The sequence below is a fragment of the Planococcus sp. BI3 genome (genome assembly GCF_056680115.1).
On sequence record NZ_CM155266.1, the window covers coordinates 616882 to 636782 of the forward strand.

At 45.4% G+C, this 19901-nt stretch carries 20 protein-coding genes; 15 read left to right on the forward strand and 5 right to left on the reverse strand.

The features are described from left to right. Positions 1-66 precede the first annotated feature (66 nt). Entirely contained in the window at positions 67-801 is a 735-nt protein-coding gene (locus AC1MEO_RS03105) for a Bax inhibitor-1/YccA family protein (RefSeq protein ID WP_480334253.1), read from the reverse strand. Between the two features lie 766 nt (positions 802-1567). Between AC1MEO_RS03105 and AC1MEO_RS03110 the strand changes: the two genes are divergently transcribed. From AC1MEO_RS03110 to AC1MEO_RS03170, 13 genes are all read left to right on the forward strand, one after another. Then, the gene (locus AC1MEO_RS03110; protein ID WP_480336011.1) at positions 1568-2551 is read left to right on the forward strand and encodes a beta-ketoacyl-ACP synthase 3; all 984 of its coding nucleotides are present in this window, start codon (positions 1568-1570) and stop codon (positions 2549-2551) included. Between the two features lie 458 nt (positions 2552-3009). After that, positions 3010-3333, forward strand: coding sequence for an IDEAL domain-containing protein (locus tag AC1MEO_RS03115; protein WP_480334255.1), 324 nt, complete (start codon positions 3010-3012; stop codon positions 3331-3333). Next, positions 3279-3878, forward strand: coding sequence for a DUF5412 domain-containing protein (locus tag AC1MEO_RS03120; RefSeq protein ID WP_480334256.1), 600 nt, complete (start codon positions 3279-3281; stop codon positions 3876-3878). Before AC1MEO_RS03115 ends, AC1MEO_RS03120 begins: the two co-directional genes overlap by 55 nt. A gap of 121 nt (positions 3879-3999) precedes the next feature. After that, entirely contained in the window at positions 4000-4290 is a 291-nt protein-coding gene (locus AC1MEO_RS03125) for a hypothetical protein (protein WP_480334258.1), read from the forward strand. Between the two features lie 234 nt (positions 4291-4524). Continuing rightward, a complete protein-coding gene (locus tag AC1MEO_RS03130) occupies positions 4525-5469 on the forward strand; it encodes an Ltp family lipoprotein (RefSeq protein WP_480334260.1) in 945 nt (314 codons plus the stop codon). Between the two features lie 555 nt (positions 5470-6024). Then, positions 6025-7053 (forward strand): ABC transporter substrate-binding protein, encoded by a 1029-nt coding sequence (locus tag AC1MEO_RS03135; protein ID WP_480334262.1) that lies wholly within the window; start codon positions 6025-6027, stop codon positions 7051-7053. Positions 7054-7088: 35 nt separating this feature from the next. Next, a complete protein-coding gene (locus AC1MEO_RS03140) occupies positions 7089-8831 on the forward strand; it encodes an ABC transporter permease (protein WP_480334265.1) in 1743 nt (580 codons plus the stop codon). Then, positions 8828-9898, forward strand: a complete 1071-nt coding sequence (locus tag AC1MEO_RS03145; protein WP_480334267.1) for an ABC transporter ATP-binding protein — start codon at positions 8828-8830, stop codon at positions 9896-9898. The genes AC1MEO_RS03140 and AC1MEO_RS03145 overlap by 4 nt, the downstream gene beginning before the upstream one ends. Positions 9899-10391: 493 nt before the next feature. Then, positions 10392-11111, forward strand: coding sequence for a DUF4386 domain-containing protein (locus AC1MEO_RS03150; RefSeq protein WP_480334268.1), 720 nt, complete (start codon positions 10392-10394; stop codon positions 11109-11111). Positions 11112-11140: 29 nt separating this feature from the next. Beyond that, entirely contained in the window at positions 11141-12109 is a 969-nt protein-coding gene (locus AC1MEO_RS03155; RefSeq protein WP_480334269.1) for an NAD(P)-dependent alcohol dehydrogenase, read from the forward strand. 628 nt (positions 12110-12737) lie between these two features. Beyond that, positions 12738-13280, forward strand: a complete 543-nt coding sequence (locus AC1MEO_RS03160) for an NADPH-dependent FMN reductase (RefSeq protein ID WP_480334270.1) — start codon at positions 12738-12740, stop codon at positions 13278-13280. 23 nt (positions 13281-13303) lie between these two features. Then, positions 13304-14107 carry a metallophosphoesterase gene (locus AC1MEO_RS03165; protein ID WP_480334272.1) on the forward strand — a complete coding sequence of 268 codons (804 nt, stop codon included), beginning with the start codon at positions 13304-13306 and terminating at the stop codon, positions 14105-14107. 80 nt (positions 14108-14187) lie between these two features. Continuing rightward, positions 14188-14739: a DUF488 domain-containing protein gene (locus tag AC1MEO_RS03170; protein WP_480334273.1), complete on the forward strand. Its 552-nt coding sequence runs from the start codon at positions 14188-14190 to the stop codon at positions 14737-14739. Positions 14740-14806: 67 nt separating this feature from the next. On the opposite strand, the gene AC1MEO_RS03175 is transcribed toward AC1MEO_RS03170, so the two are convergent. Both AC1MEO_RS03175 and AC1MEO_RS03180 read right to left on the reverse strand, forming a co-directional pair. After that, the gene (locus tag AC1MEO_RS03175) at positions 14807-15115 is read right to left on the reverse strand and encodes a monooxygenase (RefSeq protein ID WP_480334275.1); all 309 of its coding nucleotides are present in this window, start codon (positions 15113-15115) and stop codon (positions 14807-14809) included. Positions 15116-15201: 86 nt separating this feature from the next. Next, positions 15202-16173, reverse strand: a complete 972-nt coding sequence (locus tag AC1MEO_RS03180) for a proline dehydrogenase family protein (protein WP_480334276.1) — start codon at positions 16171-16173, stop codon at positions 15202-15204. A gap of 305 nt (positions 16174-16478) precedes the next feature. On the opposite strand from AC1MEO_RS03180, the gene AC1MEO_RS03185 reads away from it, so the two are divergent. Together AC1MEO_RS03185 and AC1MEO_RS03190 are read left to right on the forward strand one after the other, a co-directional pair. Then, the gene (locus tag AC1MEO_RS03185; RefSeq protein ID WP_480334278.1) at positions 16479-17030 is read left to right on the forward strand and encodes a GNAT family N-acetyltransferase; all 552 of its coding nucleotides are present in this window, start codon (positions 16479-16481) and stop codon (positions 17028-17030) included. A gap of 19 nt (positions 17031-17049) precedes the next feature. Continuing rightward, positions 17050-17757: a class I SAM-dependent methyltransferase gene (locus AC1MEO_RS03190; protein WP_480334279.1), complete on the forward strand. Its 708-nt coding sequence runs from the start codon at positions 17050-17052 to the stop codon at positions 17755-17757. A gap of 47 nt (positions 17758-17804) precedes the next feature. On the opposite strand, the gene yhfH is transcribed toward AC1MEO_RS03190, so the two are convergent. Together yhfH and aceA are read right to left on the reverse strand one after the other, a co-directional pair. Continuing rightward, positions 17805-17933: a protein YhfH gene (yhfH, locus tag AC1MEO_RS03195; RefSeq protein WP_480334280.1), complete on the reverse strand. Its 129-nt coding sequence runs from the start codon at positions 17931-17933 to the stop codon at positions 17805-17807. Between the two features lie 76 nt (positions 17934-18009). Beyond that, positions 18010-19302 (reverse strand): isocitrate lyase, encoded by a 1293-nt coding sequence (gene aceA / locus AC1MEO_RS03200; RefSeq protein ID WP_480334282.1) that lies wholly within the window; start codon positions 19300-19302, stop codon positions 18010-18012. Positions 19303-19901: the final 599 nt, after the last annotated feature.

Genomic DNA, 19901 nt, shown 5'->3' on the forward strand with positions numbered 1-19901 from the left:
TTCCGGTTTTCAGGATGCGGCTTTTTTGTCCCGAAAATAAAAAAACGCCCCGAAGGACGTTTTTTTTCATCTGCTCCGTATTTTGGACAGCAGGCGAAGAATTTCGAGATAAAGCCAAACCAATGTCACGAGCAAGCCGAATGCCCCGTACCATTCAAAGTATTTCGGAACTTGTTTTTCGGCCGCATTTTCAATAAAGTCGAAGTCCAATACCAGATTCAGCGCAGCAATAATGACGATGACCACACTGATGCCAATGCCAAGCGGTGTGGATTCATGGAGATGCGGGATTTCAAAGCCGAAAAATCCGCCGATAAAGGAAATCAGGTACACCACGAAGATGGCGCCTGTCGCAGCAGCAATGCCGAGGCGGAAGTTTTGCGTCACTTTGATGAGGCCGGATTTATAAATGAGCAATAAACTCAGCAGCACACCGATGGTAATCAGCACGGCCTGGAAGACAATGCCGCCATATTGGGCTTCGTACTGGGCGGATACCGCACCGAGGAATAATCCTTGCAGCAACGCATAGACAGGCGCGGTAAACGGAGAGATTTTCGGTACGAAGATGGTGACCAAGCCGATAATAAGACCGCCAATAGCCCCCACAAGAATGAGCGGCAAGACACTGTCCGGGCTGTTGACAAACTGATTCCAGGAATAGACGAATGTTGCCAGCAGCAATAAGAGCAAAATAAATGTTTTGTTGACCGTGCCTTGGATGGTCATCTTCTGGCCGGTATCGGTCTCTTTAAAATTTTTGAATGAGTCGGCTTTCAAACTTGGATTTCCACTTCTCAACTTTTTCCCTCCACAACTTTTTTCTGCTTTAATAAGAAGCAGGATCAAGAACCCCGCTAATTGAAAATTCTCTTGACGCAGTAGATTCCATTATATCCTTTCAACCAAAAGAAATATATGATAAAACATTTGCTGTCGCTTGATTGCAAATAAAAACAGCGGTCCTCATTTTCAAGGGCTGCTGTTTTTGGGTCGTATTAATTTTTGACTGTATCCAAGAAAAAAGCTTCCAATTCGATTTCAGCGAGCGATTTCTGCAAATGTGGCATTAATCTGCGGCAGATGAAGATCGGAAATTTGGTGGAAGTAATCCGTCAATTGGAATGGATTATAGATTGTGTACAAAACGATGGGCGAACTCTGTCAGTGATCGTATTTCCTGGATTATTGCTGCGAGATTATCAAAAGTATCACTACTGGCCAGCTTTTGTCTAATCAGCTGTTGAAATAACTCGGGATTTCTACCATTTTCGGCGTTGGCAGGATGTTCTTTGTTCTTGCCAAGGTTATAGCCAAAAGGAATGGATTTTTCACTTTAATAAAGGCGATGGTTTCCACGTTTTCTTTTTTAAAAAAACTCATAAATAGAGTTTCAACAACTATCTATCAATCTATGGAAAGAATCTATCTTTGAAGGGTTCAGCTTAAGCTGTTAATGCTCGAATAAACAAGTTAGTAATAAAATCTTCTAAACTCCCTAAATTAGTACCTAATCCTAATAGTTGATGGTAGAATAGGGCGAGAACATCATAAAGGGGAGATTCAACTGAACATTTCAAAAGCCAGAATTACAGCCATCGGATCATATGTACCTGAAAAGAGGCTGACCAATCACGATTTAGAGGAATTAGTGGAAACCAACGATGAATGGATCGTTCAACGAACAGGGATAAGAGAACGCCGGATTGCTGCCGATAATGAATTTACCAGTGATGTCAGCGTCAAAGCTGCTGAGAACTTAATGGAACGCTATGATAAATCGCTTGCCGATGTGGATATGATCATCGTCTGTACGATGACACCCGACTTTAAAACGCCGAGTGTTTCCGCATTAGTGCAGGCAAAGCTGGGCATCAAGAATACCGGTGCCATCGACTTGAATGCGGCCTGTTCCGGATTCGCGTACGGCCTGCATGTGGCGAATGGTTTAATTACTTCCGGTTTGAACAAGAAAATCTTAGTGATTGGAGCGGAAACCTTCTCCAAAATCCTGGATTACAGTGACCGATCGACCTGCATTTTATTTGGCGACGGTGGTGGAGCAGTTCTTGTGGAGTATGATGAAGAAAAGCCAAGCTTTATCGAATTTTACATGGGGACGAATGGGGAGTTGGCGCATAATCTTTACTGCACGGATCTCTCGACTCAAATGTTCGGCAATGAATTGGCGGTCAACGGATTTGTAAATCAAAACGGCCGTGAAGTCTATAAATGGGCGGTCAATACCGTTCCAAAAGGGATGAAGGCTTTGATGGAAAAAGCTGGATTCGGAATGGACGAGGTAGATTGGTTTGTGCCGCACAGCGCGAATCTGCGGATTATCGAGTCGATCTGCAGCAGGAATGCCTTTCCATTGGAAAAGACGATCTACAGTCTTGAATATTACGGCAATACGTCTGCCGCTTCAATTCCTTTGTCATTGGATAAAGGGGTGCAAGAAGGCAAGATCAAACCGGGCGACAGCTTGCTGCTATACGGATTCGGCGGGGGTTTGACGCATGCGGGAATGTTGGTTAACTGGTCGATTTAATGATGGGATCCTGTAAACAAAAGCTGGGATGATCCACTAGTACAAGGCAAGCCCGAACACCTCTCCATTGTCGTTGCACGTTCGACACTGGGGAGGTGTTTTTCTATGAACTGCATAAATAAAGGCTCCATAAATCAGTGATAATAGTTTCTGGACGCTCTAGTAAATTTTCACAATATGCCTGACTCTTAGTTATCTCGAATATGAGGCAAATAAATTGTAATCGTGTGTGCAGAGCCGTAGAATTGGACTTAGCAGCAAGTTCCCAAGGTTTTATGCCAGTGGCATTTTTCTCTAACTATGAAATTGCCTAGAGCCGAGCTGCAATGAAAAAAACGTTGGAATTCTGCAGATTGAGTTTGCCGGTGTCCGTTTAGGGAAACAGGAGAGTAAGCCGCAATAATGGTTTTGGATTGATATCAATTGAATGATAAATAATGTAAAGAAGGTGCATAGATATGGGTACGAATAAAACGATTTTGAAAACAAGTGATTGGGTGAAAGGCAAATCCCGCCACGACGAGCTGATTATCGGTTTCATCGATTCCATGAATGTCCTTAAAGAAGCCGTGAACGTCACGGTGGTGGAAAGCGATAATGAAGAAATGATTGGCATGACCATTCCTATGTCAGTGCACCAAGTGGAAAGCATTCCGGAGTCGGATAAGAAAGATGCCGCACAATTGAGCTTCCTGATCGACCTGGCACTGGCCACCGATGACAAAGAGTGGTTCCAGGAGCTATCCGCTCAATTGAATGCCAAAAAAGAAACAGTCAATTAGACGAATATATTAGTGATAAATATGAAATAGTACCCATCCGCAAGGTTTTAACACCTGAAAATGCGGAAGAGGTGCTATTTTTTTGTTTTTTTGCAGGTAGCAAATCCATCTCCATTAATTTTATGGAAGAAAATGAACTTCTTTCATTTACCAGCGTTGTATTTGAAGAGGTGTTGGATATGAGAAGAGGCATCATGATAGCGGTTGGAAGTTTTACAATCATTGCGGCGCTTTTAGGCTATGGCATTTACTGGGCGTTTTTCGATATGCAGCGGCTGCCTGAAGGCGAATTACTAACAGAGTCCGTTTCACCGGACGGTTTCTATACCGTTCGTGCCTATGTTACAAATGGCGGTGCGACGGTGGCTTATGCTGTCCGGGGAGAAGTAGCGTTCAATAATGAAAATAGAAAGGATCAAAACATCTATTGGAATTACAGGGAAGATGCTGCAGTTATAGAATGGATTGACGTAGATACGGTTGAGATTAATGGACATCGAATAACGCTGCCTGATGAAAAGTACGACTTTAGGAATGAAAAATAATTTGTGTGGTGTTGAAAGAAAAGCATCTGCAAGACACCTGTTGATAGCTGTGCAGAAAGCCGGTATTTTTAGCATGGTGTTCGACGTGCTTTGATAGATAAGTGCTGTATGAAGTATGATTTTGTGGAAGAAACAAGAAGCATCTTTCGTCTATAAAACTGAATATTACTTCAACTTATATTTGACCTCGCCAGCCGGACAAATTATAATTGCTATATGGGGTACTAACCAGTATATAAATATTTACATCTTGGACTTTGTTGACCGCAAAGAGTTGCTGGAGAAAGAAGGAAACGTTCTGGACATCATGTGCCATTGTTGTGATTTCCGCAACAACTGTCATTCACCAATGCCAGAGGAACAATGGTTCGAACTATTTTATGAAGACGAATGCAAAGAAGCATTAGTTTAAAAGCCTTTGTACTGAATCTAGGTGTAGTTATCTACACCAGAGTCAGGCGTAGGCTTTTTTGTATAGACAAAAAGAAAGGGTGAATGGCAAGGGCTAAGAAGAATAACCAATGAAATCGAGCAGATTGCGACAAGCCTCCCTATACCAATCACTGCCTAGCAAACAAAATTTTTTTAATGGAATTGTTTTTACTCATGTCAACACTTACAATAATGATAGTTCTTATGTCTTAGGTTGAATTTCACACAAAAACACATTAAAGGAGAGTATAAAATGTTCATGGTTTTATTTTCATTATTCGCATTGTCCCTAGTTGCCTTAGTCTTGGGTTTAATTAAACCCGACCTTATAGTATGGTGGATCCCTGAAAGCGAAAGAACCAGAAAAAGAGTAGCTGTTGTTGTGATTCCTTTTTCGGTATTGTCTTTAATTTTTTCGATGATATTGGCGGGAACAGTTGAGGAGAACGCCTCTGTTGAAACGCCTGTAGTTGCTGAAGAAGTTGTAGAAACAAAAAAAGAAACAAAAGAGGACCCCGAAGAGGTAAGTGCCAGAGTAGATGAAGCAGTGGCGAAAGTTCGGAAGAAGAATGAGAAAGTTGCCGCTGCCGAAAAATCAAAAATAAAAGCGGAAGAAGAAGCAGCAGCCAAAGCAGCAGCCAAAGCAGAAGCGGAAGAAGAAGCGGCTGCTGTAGCAAAAGCCGAAGAAGAGGCAGCAGCCAAAGTGAAAGCCGAGGAAGAAGCAGTAGCTAAAGCGAAGGCTGAAGAGGAAGCTGCGGCAGTCGCCAAAGAGAAAGAAGAAGCGGCTGCTATCGCGCACGCGGAGGAAGATAAAGCTGCAGCGCAAGCAGCTGCGGAAGAAGAAGCGGCGATTGCTGAAGCAAACGCACAGTCAGGATCTCAGTCTCAAGCGGTTTCAATGGCTCAAAACTATTTAGACTTTACCGCATTCTCAAAGAGCGGTTTAATTGACCAATTAGTCTATGAAGGATTTAGTTACGAAGATGCTGCTTATGCTGTAGAAAACATCAGTGTTAACTGGACAGAGCAAGCCGCATACACTGCCCAGAACTATTTAGAATTCACCTCTTTTTCGAGAAGCGGTTTGATTGAACAACTTCAATACGAAGGATTTAGTTACGAAGATGCTAGTTATGGCGCTGATTCTGTAGGGCTCTAAGGAAATTGATAAAACAGCACAAGTGAATCCTGGAACTTTTTCAAAAGTTTCGAACGATTCACCGGTGCTGTTTTTAATTTTCCCTATTAATCAACGGGTGCATGTTTGACTAACAACTTTAATTTATTTTTAAGTTCTTTCCGCTTCTTCCTTGTCATGTATTGGCGGTAGCCCAACACTTCTCCAACCTTTTCGTAGGTTAGGTAGTTGTGGTAATATAGACGAATCAGAGGTTGCTCAAACAAATTGAGTTGAGTGAACGAGTAGTTTGTTTTAGCGCCTAAGGTCCAGTTGAAACCTAATACTTCTCTTTCGAAGCACTGGTCAGGTTTTTGCGAATCATTAGTGACGAATTCATTGTTCTTTTCGTGGTAGTCTTCCAGCAAACCCATTCGCAGTAGGAACTACCGAAATTAAATGAAAGCGCTCTACCAACACGAAATAATATTTCTTAATACCAGCTTAACAATGGCTTCATAATCGGGCTCTATACTTACCGAGAGTCTTACATAATAAGTGCCAAAAGGCCGTTACAAAAATCGAGGAGGAATCGGGATGAAAAAAATCTTTTTTGGTTCGGCATCGTTGGGTCTGGCTGCATTTTTAGCAGCATGCGGCGGCGAGGACGTCGCGACGGAAACACAACCTGCAGAAAGTGGTGCAGGGATTTCCGGCACTTTGGATTTCTATACGTCCCAGCCGGATGCGGATGCACAGGCGTTGGTGGATGCATTTAAAGAACAGAACCCGGAAGTCGATATCAGTATTTTCCGCTCCGGTACGGAAGAAGTCGTCTCAAAAATCCAGGCGGAAAACCAAGGCGGCAATATCCAGGCGGACGTCCTATTGGTTGCAGATTCTGTAACTTTTGAGAACTTCAAGGCGGAAGAGCTGCTGCTGGCTTACGAGTCGCCTGAAGCAGAAGCCATCGATGAAGCATTCGTCGATCCCGACGGCACTTATGCCGGCACCAAAATCATGGCGACCGGCCTGATTGTCAATACCAATGAAGTGACAGAACTTCCGACCAGCTGGAGCATTCTGACTGATGAAGCAACGAGCGGACAGGCAGTCATGCCGAGCCCCTTATATTCTGGCGCCGCTGCCTATAATCTGGGCGTGATAACGCGCCAGGACGGTTTAGGCTGGGAGTTCTACGAATCGCTTCGCGCCAATGACATTACGATTACGCAGGGCAACGGGGCAGTATTGGAAAGCGTTGCGACGGGTGAGAAGAATTATGGCATGATCGTTGATTATTTGGCGGCACGTGCGAAAACTGACGGTTCTCCGGTCGAATTGGTTTATCCGGAAGAAGGCGTTCCGGTCATCACCGAGCCGGTGGGCATCATGGCCAACACAGAAAATGAAGAAGCCTCCAAAGCGTTTGTTGATTTCATCCTTTCTGAAGAAGGGCAGCAATTAGCCTCAGAGCTTGGCTATACACCGATCCGCGAAGGAGTGGAAGCACCGGAAGGCTTGAAGACGCTGGACGAGATGACCATTCTGGATGCCGAAGCGGTTGAACTATTGGAAACGCGTGATGAAGACAAAGCAGAATTCGGACGGATTTTCGGCCAATAAAACGGGCTTGGATTCTGATGTGAGGAGTTACGGATATGACAGTAAAACAGCCAATGGTTGAAGAGAGAAAAGAGAGGAATTCCTCTTTTTCTCTCTTTTTTCAAAAAAAAAATCTGTATAAAGGAATCGGACTGCTGGTAATTTTTGTGTTTTTCCTGCTGCCGGTGCTGCGGCTTGTCTGGCTAAGTTTTATTGCGGACGGTTCGCTGACGCTGCAATACTACACAGAGGTCCTCCGAGAGCCGGCGACCTGGAAAACGGTACAGAACACGCTCATTATTGTAGCGGGCTCAACGGTTCTGGCATTGGTGCTGGGCGTCCTGTTTTCCTGGATAGTCGCTTATGTCCAGCTGAGCGGAAAAAGGGCGATGCAGCTCTTTATCTTCCTGCCGTTCGTTATCCCTTCCTATATAACGACATTGGCCTGGACGCAGTTTTTCAGCGCCTCTGGTCCGGTGAACGCCATGCTTGCCTGGCTGCCGGGAAGTTTGGAAGCACCGAACCTGTACAGCATCGGCGGAATCATCTTGCTGCTTGGGATTTCACATTATCCGTTGGTGTATTTGTTTACAGTCAATGTGTTCCGGAAAATCCCGCGTGAACTGGAAGAAGCGGCAGCGACAAGCGGCCTGTCGAAAAAACAGGCATTCTGGAAAGTGGTGCTGCCACTGGCGCTGCCGGGCATTGCCAGCGGCGGGCTGATCGCCTTTCTGTCGAACTTGGATAATTTCGGAATTCCGGCATTTCTCGGGACACCTGCAAATATCCGTGTCTTAAGCACGTATATTTACGAGCAGGTCGTGGGATTCGGCCCTTCCGCATTTTCGCGGGCAGCTGTGCTGTCGGTCATTCTCGGCGTCATTGCGCTGATCGGGACGGTTTTCCAATGGTTCCTGCTGCGCCGCAGCCGCGTCAATGAAACGAATAGAAGTGATTCGACGCCGCGCATCTACTTATCGGCGGGCAAGCAAAAACTGCTGGAAGTTTCACTGTGGATTTTCCTGCTGGTGACGAGTTTGATGCCGCTGATCACGATGGGGGCATTGTCGCTCATCTCAGCTTACGGCGTTCCGTTCAAGCTGGGGAACTTGTCGCTGCGGAATTATGAATACGTCTTTTTGACCGATTCCAAGCCCTTATCGGCATTATCGAACAGCCTGCAGTTGGCTTTTTTCACCATGCTGGTCTGTTTGGTGCTCGGTACAGCGATGGCGTATCTGCGTTTTAAGTATCCAGACTGGAGCACAAAAACGGCAGAATTGTTCATGACCATTCCGTTTGCGCTGCCTGGTACCGTATTTGCGCTGTGCATGATCTTCATGTGGCTGGAGCCGGTTCCAGGATGGAATCCAGGCATTTACGGCACGGTGTGGATTCTGTTCATCGCCTATGCCACGCGCTTCTTGGTGCTGCAGGTCAGAGGCAGTTATACGGCATTCCTGCAGATCGACCCGTCGATGGAAGAAGCGGCGCGGACTTCAGGCGCTGCCGGTTGGGTCAAATGGCGTCGGATTTTATTGCCCTTGCTGTTTCCGGGAATTCTCAGCGGGGCGCTGCTGGTGTTCCTGATGGCGCTCACTGAATTGACGGTCTCCAGTTTGTTGTGGTCATCCGGCTCTGAAACGGTCGGTGTGGTGATCTTCGGCTACGAGCAGGCGGGCTATTCCACCTACTCGACCGCATTTTCAACAGTGCTGGTGCTGGGCATCCTGCTCGGCGGCGGAGGGTTTATGCTGCTCGGCAAGCTATGGGACAGAAAGGTGCTGAAAACCAAATGATCAAAGTGAATAATGTATCAAAAAAATATGGCTCGTTCACCGCACTGCATTCGATCGACCTGGAAATCGGCGACGGCGAATTTATTGCGGTACTGGGTCCTTCCGGCTGCGGAAAAACGACTTTATTAAAGCTGCTGGCGGGCTTTATGGGACCGACAGAAGGGACCATCGCCATGGACGACCTGGTCCTGGCATCGACAAAACGCGTCCTGCCGCCTGAAAAGCGCAATATCGGCATGGTGTTCCAGTCATTCGCCCTGTGGCCGCATATGACGGTCGCAGAGCACGTCAAATTCCCGCTCAGCTACCATCCAAATAAAATCAAAGAAGGCAAAAAGGAGCTGCAGGAGCGGATCGGGGAAGTGTTGAAGCTGGTCGGCTTGGATGCCTTGGCTGACCGCTACCCGTCAGAACTGTCAGGCGGCCAGAAGCAGCGTGTGGCGCTGGCACGGGCCATTGCGCCGCTGCCGAACCTGCTGCTGATGGACGAGCCGCTGAGTGCGCTGGATGTCGAGCTGCGGATGGAGATGCGCAAGGAAATCCAAAAGCTGCACCGGGAAACGAAAGCTTCCATTGTGTTTGTCACGCATGACCAGGGCGAAGCGCTTGCCATCGCGGATAAGATCGTCGTCATGAACCAGGGGCGCATCGAACAGATTGCGCCGCCGGAAGTCCTGTATACACGTCCGGAGACGGAATTTGTGGCAACGTTTGTCGGCAAATGCAATTTGGTGAAAGGGCACTGGCAAAACGACCGATTCGTCCCGGCCATCGACTCAAACAATATTTGGCCGGATCTGGGTGTGGCAGACAGCTTCAAGGAAAGCGGCATCTATCCGGTTCGGCCGGAACAGTTCCTGCTGATGCCTGCAGAAACGGATGGCTTGCAAGGGATAGTATCGTTTGTCCAGTATCAGGGCCATGAAATCCATTATACGGTGGAAGTTGGAGAAGAGACTTGGACCATCCACGAATCGGTATTTGCATCGCGCTTCCAAACAGGTGATCTTGTCGGCATCTCTTTGAAGAATGCACGGGTTCAGGAAGGGTCTTTGATTTCACGTTGATTTATTTCGATTAGGGATCAGTGAATCATAAAACACAAAGCTAAAACGTTCGGAAGGTGCTCATTAGCCTTGCGGGCGTTTTTTATTGCAGTTATGTTGAATGGGATGTGAAATATTTAGGTTAATCATTGGCTAGAAGTGAAGGCATTCAAAGTTGTAAAAGGTATGACAGGACAAAAGTTAAATAAAATTGCTCAAAAAAGGGTTTAGGTATAAGATAGCCTTAATATATCTGATTATTCTGATGATAAATTATTGTTCCGAGCTATGCATATTATTTTATGGCTTTCCCTGTTTGTTTCCTCAACTCATTCCGCATTTACGACAAACCCCGTGTTAGCTTCTGCAGCTGCTTATGAAAAAATGATGATTGCAAGTTTATTTTCAATGGAGGAGGGAAAACGGAAATTCTAATAAAGCTTCCAAAGCCTGATGGATTGTTGTCATTTGCTGTTCCTTTTCTGAATTCAACGTGATAATTGGAGGAATTGAAATGTATACGGGTATTACTGAAAAAACTCCACAATTTTATGCCAAAGTTATAGGATTCGGTTTGCTGCTTATGGCTTTGTTAGCTCTATTTGCGAATTTTTTTGTGATTGAAAGCTTTATCATACCAGGTGACGCAGCGGCGACAGTAACTAATCTCACTGACAATGAATTATTATTCCGATTGGCAATCGCCAGTTTTGTCATAATCCTTGTTTTAGATGTAATCATTTCATGGGGACTTTACATTTTGCTGAGACGGGTAAATAAAAGTTTTGCGTTGTTGGCGGCATTGTTCAGGTTGACCTACACCGCAATTTTTACAGCTTCTATTTTTAATTTTGTGAGTGTTCTGGGGCTGATAAATGAAGCAAGTTACTTGATGCTGCTGGAAACAAATCAATTGCATGCTCAAGTAATGCTGCTGATTGACGCTTTTAGAAACGGGTGGCTTATTGGGCTCGTGTTTTTCGGTGTTCATTTGCTCCTCATCGGTTATTTGGTCTTCAAATCGGGATTTATGCCAAAACTTCTTGGAATTTTGGTGATACTGGCTGGTCTGGGTTACCTGATCGACAGCTTCGCTAAAATTATTCTGTCAAACTACTCTGATTTCGAAACCATGTTCATACTCATCGTAGCCATTCCGGGAGCGATCGGGGAACTAGCATTAGCTATCTGGCTATTGGTGAAAAGCAAGAAAATACCTGAAATGAACCCTTGAGGTGCTGACAATGAAAGGAGATTTTTTTCATGAAAGCGATTGTTCATACCAGATATGGACCACCGGAAGTACTGAAGCTTAGTGAAGTAAGAAAACCTATCCCAAAAGATGATGAGGTACTGATCAAAGTATATGCGGCTACAGTAACCTCGGGAGACTGCAAAGTGAGAAGGGCTGACCCGTTTGCTGTCAGGTTTTTTTATGGTCTTAAAAAACCCAGAATCGGAATATTGGGATCTGAGTTGGCTGGCGAGGTTGAAGCGGTAGGGAAAGATGTAAAGGCGTTTAAAAAAGGGGATTTTGTATTTTGCGGAACCGGCACAAAACTCGGTGCCAATGCAGAGTATGTATGTATTAAAGAAAGTGGAGCAATCGCGATAAAACCGGATAATATGACATTTGAGGAAGCGGCATCAGTGCCTTTCGGCGCAACAACATCCTTGTATTTTCTTCGGGATAAAGGGGGAATACACGACGGGCAAAAAGTGCTTATTTATGGTGCCTCCGGTGCTCTTGGCACATACGCAGTACAGCTCGCCAAATATTTCGGAGCAGAAGTAACTGCGGTTTGCAGTGCGAGAAATCTAGAACTTGTGAAGTCTTTGGGAGCAGATCAAGTTATCGACTACAATGTGAAAAATTTTACCGAAACGGGGGAGACTTATGATATTATTTTTGACACAGTAGGCAAAACACTATTTTCACAATGCAAAAACTCCCTCAAGGAAAATGGAATCTATCTTACGTCAGTAGCCGGACTGCTGCAATTTGCTCAGATGATGTCGACCTCAGCAAAAAGCGGCAAAAAAATCAAAGGTGGAGTAGCACCGATGCGAAAAAAAGATTTGCTTTTTCTGAAGGATTTGATTGAGGCTGGAAAAATCAAGTCAGTAATAGATAGGAGCTATCCCTCGGAACGAGCCGCGGAAGCTCATGGATATGTAGAAAAAGGACATAAACGGGGGAGTGTGGTTATAACATTCGAATCATTAAAGTAGTAAAAAAATGAATAGCTATGTAAGTTGAACTGAAAGAGTAACATTTATAGGCCAATTCGGCAGTTATGGAAGAGAAGAGAGCAATGCTCCTCCGAAGCTCTGTCGCAAAGGTGGACCAAATTCTTCTGGCACACCTTGATTCACACGATAAGCCGAGAATAACACTCACCTTACTGCCCCACCTCATCCTGAGCCGCACCGGTGCTTGAGAACTCTCAAAGATATGGAGCAAAACAGCGAAGACTCCTGCGGCTTAGCGATTCGACCGATACACCGCAGGGAGCGCAGCGGACGAGGAGGATTGGGCGGGAGCCCTTGGCAGCTGGCACCGCGACGTCCTGTCGCGCCACCTGCATGACCCGCATCCTGCGGGCCCGAAAGCGAAGCTGTTTTGCGGAGTATCGACTAAAATAAATCCTTAGTTCAACTTATATAGTTTCAAAATGAAAGAACAGGTGAGGCTGAATGCATCGTTAGCTGCATTTGGCCTTTTTGCCTGGCACTGGAACCTGGCAGCAGTGGCCGGCGTACTGCTTATGGAAATGCTCCTTCACTGCCATTATTGACTGAATAGTCTATACTGAAGGCTGGTATGGATATTTATAAAAGCCAATGAGGAGGAAAAGAAATGAAAGTTGCAGTTATTGTAGGAAGCGTACGGAAAGAATCGTTCAACAGGAAATTGGCGGAGTTTGTCCAGAAGCGCTACGGCAGCCGTTTTGAGATGAAGATCCTGGATTTGAGCGTCTTGCCCTTATACAGTCAGGATATCGAGAACAATGAGCCGCAGGAAATCACGGATTTTAAGACCACCGTGAAAAAGGCGGATGCTGTTTTGTGGGTGACGCCTGAATACAACTCGACCATTCCGGGCGTATTGGGCAATGCCATTGACTGGCTGTCGCGCGTCGATAAAGTGATGATCGGCAAACCTTCGTGGATTATGGGCGCTTCTATGGGAAATTTGGGGACGGTCAAAGCCCAGATGCATTTGCGTGATATCCTTTTTGCGCCAGGGCTGCAATCACCTGTGCTGATCGGCAATGAAGTCTATGTCGGTGCGGTCCATACAAAAATGGATGAAGCCGGGAATATCACAGACGAAGCGACTGTGGCTTTCCTGGATACGGTAGTAGATAATTTCGAGCAGTGGATGAAACGTTTTAGTTAATCGGCTGAAAGGGGAAATGACAGTTGAGGATCGCCATCTTATCTGATATACACGAAGGCTTGAACCGAAAAAAGTCTGGCGCTGATATTTTGGGGTTGCTGAAGGAATGGCTGGTTCAGTATACGCCAGATGTTTTACTCATCAGTGGCGATATGGCTTCAGGTCCCGAAAAGAGCCTGGCACTCTTAAACAGGCTGCAAAACGACTTGCCCGGAATCCAAATTCTCTATGTCCACGGCAACCACGATTTGTACCATGAAGATTCCACGGAAGCATACAAAAAACTGCTGGAATTCAAGGGGAATCTTGGGAATGGGCCGGTTCACCTGAATAAAGACTGGGTCGTAATCGGTGATGGCGGCTGGTACGATTATACATTCGGCGTCGATGGTTTCAGCAAAGAGCAGTTTTCAGCTGGGAAATTCAACGACTTCACCTGGCCGGACAAAGTCCATGCGCATTGGCCGGCGGATGATGGGGCTGTCACCGAACGGTATTTGTCGCAGCTGGAAAACTGGCTGGTGGAGCATCAGGAAAAGAACATCATCCTGGTCAGCCACTTTGTGCCGTTTGAACGGTTTGTCCAAGTTAAAAATGACCCGGCTTGGGATTTCTTCAATGCCATGATGGGAAGTAAAGGCGTCGGGGAGCTGGCTGAAAAATATGGCGTGAAAAAAATAATTTTTGGCCATATCCATACCAGGTATCACGAGGACTACAAAGGCATCGACTGCATCTGCAATCCGCTTGGCTATTTTCCGCATGAATGGGTCCATGATTCAGCACAAGAAGAAATCGGTTCCGCGATAAAAGTCATCGAAATCTGATGCATCGCCTCTCCATGTTTAATTGCTTCTAGCCAAAGGAATAGGGAAGAAAGAACGAATTGGGGAGGCGGTTTTTCTAAATGGATATCTATACCATCGGCCATTCCAGCCATCCACAGGATGTTTTCGGCGCGATGTTGAAAGAAGCCGGCATCGAGCTTCTGGCAGATGTTCGGGCATTCCCGGGCAGCCGGAAATGGCCGCAGTTTTCAAAGGATGAATTTCCGGTTTGGCTTGAAGCCGAAGGGATTGCTTATAAGCATTTTTCTAAACTGAGCGGCAGGCGCCGAAAGTCGAAGGATGTCCAGGATGACAGGAATGCCGGCTGGCGTAACCAATCCTTTCATAACTATGCGGACTTTACGCTGATGGAAGAGTTTCAAGAAGGCATCACCGAACTGCTGGAAAAAGCAGCGGCCCAACGAACTGCCTATTGTTGCTCGGAACGCCATCCTTCGCGGTGCCACCGTTTGCTGATCAGCAATTGCCTGACCGCGAATGGCCACCGTGTGTTGCACATTATCGATGGCAAAAAAGGAGTGGTTGACATCGTTGAGCATGAACTGGGCATGTGGGGAGCCAAGGCATCCGTGGACGACGATGGCACGGTGACTTATCCTGCGGATGGGTAAAGAAAAGCCGAAATGACTTTAATTGCTAAAAAAACCTGCAAGCCATCAAATGGCTTGCAGGTTTTACTTATTTCGCTGTTGTTCCGTGGTTGATCTCTGTTAAAGCTGAATTGACCGCGAAGATTTTTCCGTTGACTTTAGAGATGCCAAAACCCGCTAACCGGGCAGAGTGCATGTGCAGATATTTTTCTGCTGTTTCTGCTGTCTCAAATAAATAAATACCGCCTGCTTCTTTGGCTTCAGGATTTTCTGTCCAAATCTTCCAGATGAATCCTGCTTCTTCATTGATGCTTTGGGCTAGTTCTTTGAATGCTTCCGCCATTTGAGTTCCAAAAGGACCGTCCATAGGGAAGTCTACCTGCAATACATAAGCCATATTGTAATTCCTTTCTGATGGAGATTTGATCAATCTGAGCTCTTGAATTTCAGCTCTTCTTTATCATACAGCCATTATTTAAGGGGTTACAATTTTTTGCTCAGACGGCCAAGCAGGAATGCACCGGCCACCATGCCGATTGCTGCATTGGTCTTTTTGGTGAAGACTTGTTTAACGACCAGGTTCAAGTTTTGAGGGCGCTCGGCCAATCTGCGCATGAAATAGCCATACCAATCTGTACCAAAAGGAATATAAGTACAGAAATTATAGCCCTGTTCCGCCAGTTCCAACTGCATTTCTTTACGGAAGCCATACAGCATCTGAAATTCGAATTTGTCATTAGGGATGTTGTGGTCAACCACGAATTGCTTTACATGTTCGATGACATTATGGTCATGTGTCGCAATGGAAGTGAACTTGCCATTCAATAAATGGTATTCAATCAACTCGATAAAGTTTGCATCGATTTCTTCTTTGCTTTGGTAAGCAACTTCTTCGGGCTCCTTGTAAGCACCTTTGACAATGCGCAGGCGGTAATTGCTGTATTTCTTGATATCGTCTTCAGCTCTGATGAAATAGGATTGGATGACCGTGCCGATATTGTCGAAGTCTCTCGACAATTCATCCATCAGGTCAAACGAAAGTTGAAGGCGTGCATAGTTTTCCATATCAAAATTAATGAAAATGCCGTAGCCGGAAGCCTTGCTGACAATTTCCTTGATGTTTTCCAGGCAGAAATCATAGTCGATGTCCAATCCGAGCTGTGAAGGCTTTAAGGAAATATGGGCATCCACTCCATGTTTGTGGATGGCATCCACAACACCCAGGATCTGTTTTTTTGCTTCCAATGCTTCTGCTTTATCGTGGACAAATTCACCAAGATTATCAATGGTGCAGCTGATGCCTTTTGCATTCAATTCTTTGATGCTGCCAATGGCTTCTTCGATATTGGTTCCAGCTACGACACTGTGGGCGCCCAGCTTGAAGCCATAATTTTGTGCTGCTTTATTTAAAAGTTGGTTTTCTGAAAGATGGATGAAAAAATTTTTAACGATCATTTTTTATTGCCCCAATCTTCTCTGTATTTTTTAACGGAACAAATTATTGAAAGGATGGAAATGGAAGATGTAAATAAAGGAGAAAATGTTACCGCAAAATATTTTTGCATTAATAATTATCTCTATCTATAATAATGCAAAAAAATAATGCATTTTGCAATCTTTATTTTTTATATTTTGAAATTAATGAATGATTTCAATAAAAAACAGTCGTTAAAATGACAATTGCATTGATAGCTTCCGTAAATAGCCGTCTTTGGTAAAATGAAATCACAAGAAAAAAGAGTTGAGAAAGGGGCAGATGGATGGAGACAGCCTATATTTTCGAATCACAGCGTTTGGGCTTCAGGCGCTGGAAAAAGAGCGACCGGAATCCGTTCGCGGCGATGACCGCGGATCCGGAAGTGATGCAGTATTTTCCAAAGCCATTGGAAAAAGATGAAGCTGGCCGGTTGATTGACCGATTCGAAACGCATATGGATGACAAAGGCTACACAATGTGGGCAGTGGACCGGAAAGAAGATGGAGTGTTCATCGGCTTTATCGGGCTGCTTGAAATTGCCATGCCGATTGAGGGGCAGGGAGCGGCAGAAATCGGCTGGCGCCTGGATAAACGCTTCTGGAAACAGGGCTATGCTGTTGAAGGGGCCAAAGCCTGTTTAGCATATGCGTTCGGCCCCTTGGGCATGAAGGAAGTCTATTCCTTCACGTCGGTGATCAACCAGCCCTCTGAAACTGTCATGAAACGGATTGGAATGGCAAAAATAGGGGAGTTCGAGCATCCGAAGCTGGGTCGAGAGAGTCCGTTGAAAAAGCATGTGCTGTATAAAATCAACAGACAAGAAACGGAAAAATAGATGAGTAGGGGGATGAACGATGAAAAAGCAAGTACTGGAGACATTCAATGAGTTGGCTGGCATCTATGAAAAGATGGGAGACGCGAATAATCTTTATAATACGCAATACGAAAGGCCTGCGATGTTGGAGCATGTCCCGGCTGATTTGGCGGGTCTGAGAGGTCTCGACGCAGGCTGTTCGGCAGGCTGGTATTCCCAGCAATTAGCTGACAGAGGAGCAACGGTCACAAGCGTTGATATGAGCCCTGAAATGGTCAATACCACCAAAAAGCTGCTGGGCAGTGATGCCGAAGTGCTGTGTTTGGATCTGGAAGAACCGTTGCCATTTGGGGACCAAAGCTTTGATTTTATTGTCAGCTCGCTGACCCTGCATTACTTGAAAGACTGGCAGGCCGTTTTTGCCGAGTTTAGCCGGGTCTTAAAGCCAGGCGGCAGTTTTCTGATGTCGATCCATCATCCATTGACAGACCTGCAGCTGCTTGATGAAGCCCGGTATTTTTCGACGGAGCTGATTGTTGACCAATGGATTAAATCCGGCAAGACCTATCAGGTGCCGTTTTACCGCAGGCCATTGAGTGACATCTTCAATACCTTATTGGTTCATTTTGCGATTGAACAAGTGACAGAGCCGAAGCCGACAGCGGCATTTAAAGAACTGGCACCCGAACAATACGATCGGTTGATGAAGAGCCCGAATTTCCTGATTTTGAAAGTTTCCAAAAACTAAAAAAAGCAAAACAAAAACCCACTCGATTTGAGTGGGTTTTGTTTGTTCTATTCGTCTTGATTGCACATGCAGCGTTCGCATTCATAGATGATTGACTGGTGCTGCTCCTTGATTTCGCATCCGCACTCGCGGCATTCTTTCATCGTGCGTGTCTCGTAAGTTTGTGTTGTTTTCATAAGGATCTCCTCCAATAGTTTAGTTTTTTTGAATGCCGTGTCGATGGATGGACGCTAATCAAAAGATGGCAATTGTTTATTTATTTGATGTGAATTGAGCTGTTTCTGTAGAGCCTTTCATAGCGGTTGTTGAGCTTGTGCCGCCTGAAACGATCTGTGAAATTTCATCAAAGTAGCCGGTACCAACTTCACGCTGGTGGCGCGTAGCTGTGTAGCCTTTCGCTTCGTTGGCGAATTCAGCTTGCTGCAGCTTCGAGTATGCCGCCATGCCGTTGTCTTTGTAATCGTGAGCAAGTTCGAACATGCTGTGGTTCAATGAGTGGAAGCCAGCCAATGTTACGAATTGGAACTTGTAGCCCATTTTGCCAAGTTCAACCTGGTATTTCGCGATTGTTTCTTCATCAAGTTTCGCTTTCCAGTTGAATGAAGGTGAACAGTTGTAGGCAAGCAATTTGCCTGGGAATTCTGCATGGATTGCATCAGCGAATTGCTGAGCTTCTTCCAGGTTCGGGTGAGAAGTTTCACACCATACAAGATCCGCATAAGGTGCGTATGCCAGGCCGCGTGCAATGGCTTGGTCGATGCCTGGGTTCGTACGGTAGAAGCCTTCTGGTGTGCGTTCGCCTGTGATGAAAGCGTGGTCGCGTGGATCGATGTCGCTTGTGATCAAATCAGCTGCATCTGCATCCGTACGGGCGATGATAAGGGTCGGTACGCCAAGTACATCAGCTGCCAATCGGGCTGCAGTCAGGTTTCTTACAGCATTTTGAGTTGGAAGCAATACTTTGCCGCCTAGATGTCCACATTTTTTCTCCGAAGCCAGTTGATCTTCAAAGTGGACGCCAGAAGCACCTGCTTCGATCATCGCTTTCATCAATTCGTAGACATTCAACGGTCCGCCAAAGCCAGCTTCAGCATCTGCTACGATCGGTGCGAACCAGTCGAAGCCTTCTGTGCCTTCAACGCCGTCAATCTGATCAGCACGTTGAAGCGCCTGGTTAATTTTCTTAACAACATCAGGGACCGAATTGACTGGGTACAAACTTTGGTCAGGATACATTTGGCCTGCAGAGTTTGCATCTGCAGCTACTTGCCAGCCGCTCAAGTAAATTGCTTTTAAGCCTGCTTTAACTTGTTGAACTGCCTGGTTGCCAGTCAATGCGCCTAGTGCATTCACGAAATCTTCTTCATGAATCGACTTGAACAATCTTTCAGCGCCTTTTTTCGCTAATGTATGTTCAATTTGGATAGAACCGCGAAGCTTGACAACTTCCTCAGCTGTATACATACGTTCAATGCCGTTCCAGCGTTCGTCTTGCTCCCAGCTCTTATTCAGTTCCTCGATTTGTTGTTGTTTGTTTGTGACCATGTCATCCATCCCTTTCTGATATGAAGAATTTATTTAACAATCTGTATTAATACAGTTTGTTTTCTTGTTAATTAATATATAACAGAATGGGGAAGTTGTCTTGGAAATCGGATAAAAGCGATTATTTCGTGATAAAAGCAGATAATCAGCGACAAAGGAGTGTGAGTATTCTGACAGGCTGTTGCATTACAGGTTGGATAGCGGCCTTAAGAAGGAAGAACGGTGGTGGAGAGGCATAATTGCTTAGAAAGGCTCTTTCGCTGTAAAGAGGGAAAATACAGAAGACAGCTAAAAATAACCAAGTATTTTGAGGAGAAAAGATTGCAGAAGCATGAAATCATTAGAATAGTGTCGGTATAAAAAGACAATGCGGCTGCTCTTGCTGATAAAGGCGATCAGAAAAGTTAAAAGTACAGTCGAACCGATTTCTTTCTATAGAAAGAACACAAAAATCTATGCAGGAGAAAATGTGCTCCAAGCCATGATGTAGCTGGAGGGAAGAGTGGAATCGCTGGCAAACATTTTGCAGTTCCTTCTATATAATAGAATGTATCTATGATTGCTGGCGTAGTTGCCAACAGACACATGGAAATCTGCTC

What these genes read in the sequence shown, in the direction of transcription:
- aceA (WP_480334282.1), bottom strand. Translation starts at nt 19,302, where the DNA reads ATGGTCACAAACAAACAACAACAAATCGAGGAACTGAATAAGAGCTGG.
- AC1MEO_RS03115 (WP_480334255.1), top strand. Translation starts at nt 3,010, where the DNA reads ATGGGTACGAATAAAACGATTTTGAAAACAAGTGATTGGGTGAAAGGC.
- AC1MEO_RS03155 (WP_480334269.1), top strand. Translation starts at nt 11,141, where the DNA reads ATGAAAGCGATTGTTCATACCAGATATGGACCACCGGAAGTACTGAAG.
- yhfH (WP_480334280.1), bottom strand. Translation starts at nt 17,933, where the DNA reads ATGAAAACAACACAAACTTACGAGACACGCACGATGAAAGAATGCCGC.
- AC1MEO_RS03185 (WP_480334278.1), top strand. Translation starts at nt 16,479, where the DNA reads ATGGAGACAGCCTATATTTTCGAATCACAGCGTTTGGGCTTCAGGCGC.
- AC1MEO_RS03145 (WP_480334267.1), top strand. Translation starts at nt 8,828, where the DNA reads ATGATCAAAGTGAATAATGTATCAAAAAAATATGGCTCGTTCACCGCA.
- AC1MEO_RS03140 (WP_480334265.1), top strand. Translation starts at nt 7,089, where the DNA reads ATGACAGTAAAACAGCCAATGGTTGAAGAGAGAAAAGAGAGGAATTCC.
- AC1MEO_RS03190 (WP_480334279.1), top strand. Translation starts at nt 17,050, where the DNA reads ATGAAAAAGCAAGTACTGGAGACATTCAATGAGTTGGCTGGCATCTAT.
- AC1MEO_RS03175 (WP_480334275.1), bottom strand. Translation starts at nt 15,115, where the DNA reads ATGGCTTATGTATTGCAGGTAGACTTCCCTATGGACGGTCCTTTTGGA.
- AC1MEO_RS03135 (WP_480334262.1), top strand. Translation starts at nt 6,025, where the DNA reads ATGAAAAAAATCTTTTTTGGTTCGGCATCGTTGGGTCTGGCTGCATTT.
- AC1MEO_RS03160 (WP_480334270.1), top strand. Translation starts at nt 12,738, where the DNA reads ATGAAAGTTGCAGTTATTGTAGGAAGCGTACGGAAAGAATCGTTCAAC.
- AC1MEO_RS03150 (WP_480334268.1), top strand. Translation starts at nt 10,392, where the DNA reads ATGTATACGGGTATTACTGAAAAAACTCCACAATTTTATGCCAAAGTT.
- AC1MEO_RS03180 (WP_480334276.1), bottom strand. Translation starts at nt 16,173, where the DNA reads ATGATCGTTAAAAATTTTTTCATCCATCTTTCAGAAAACCAACTTTTA.
- AC1MEO_RS03170 (WP_480334273.1), top strand. Translation starts at nt 14,188, where the DNA reads ATGGATATCTATACCATCGGCCATTCCAGCCATCCACAGGATGTTTTC.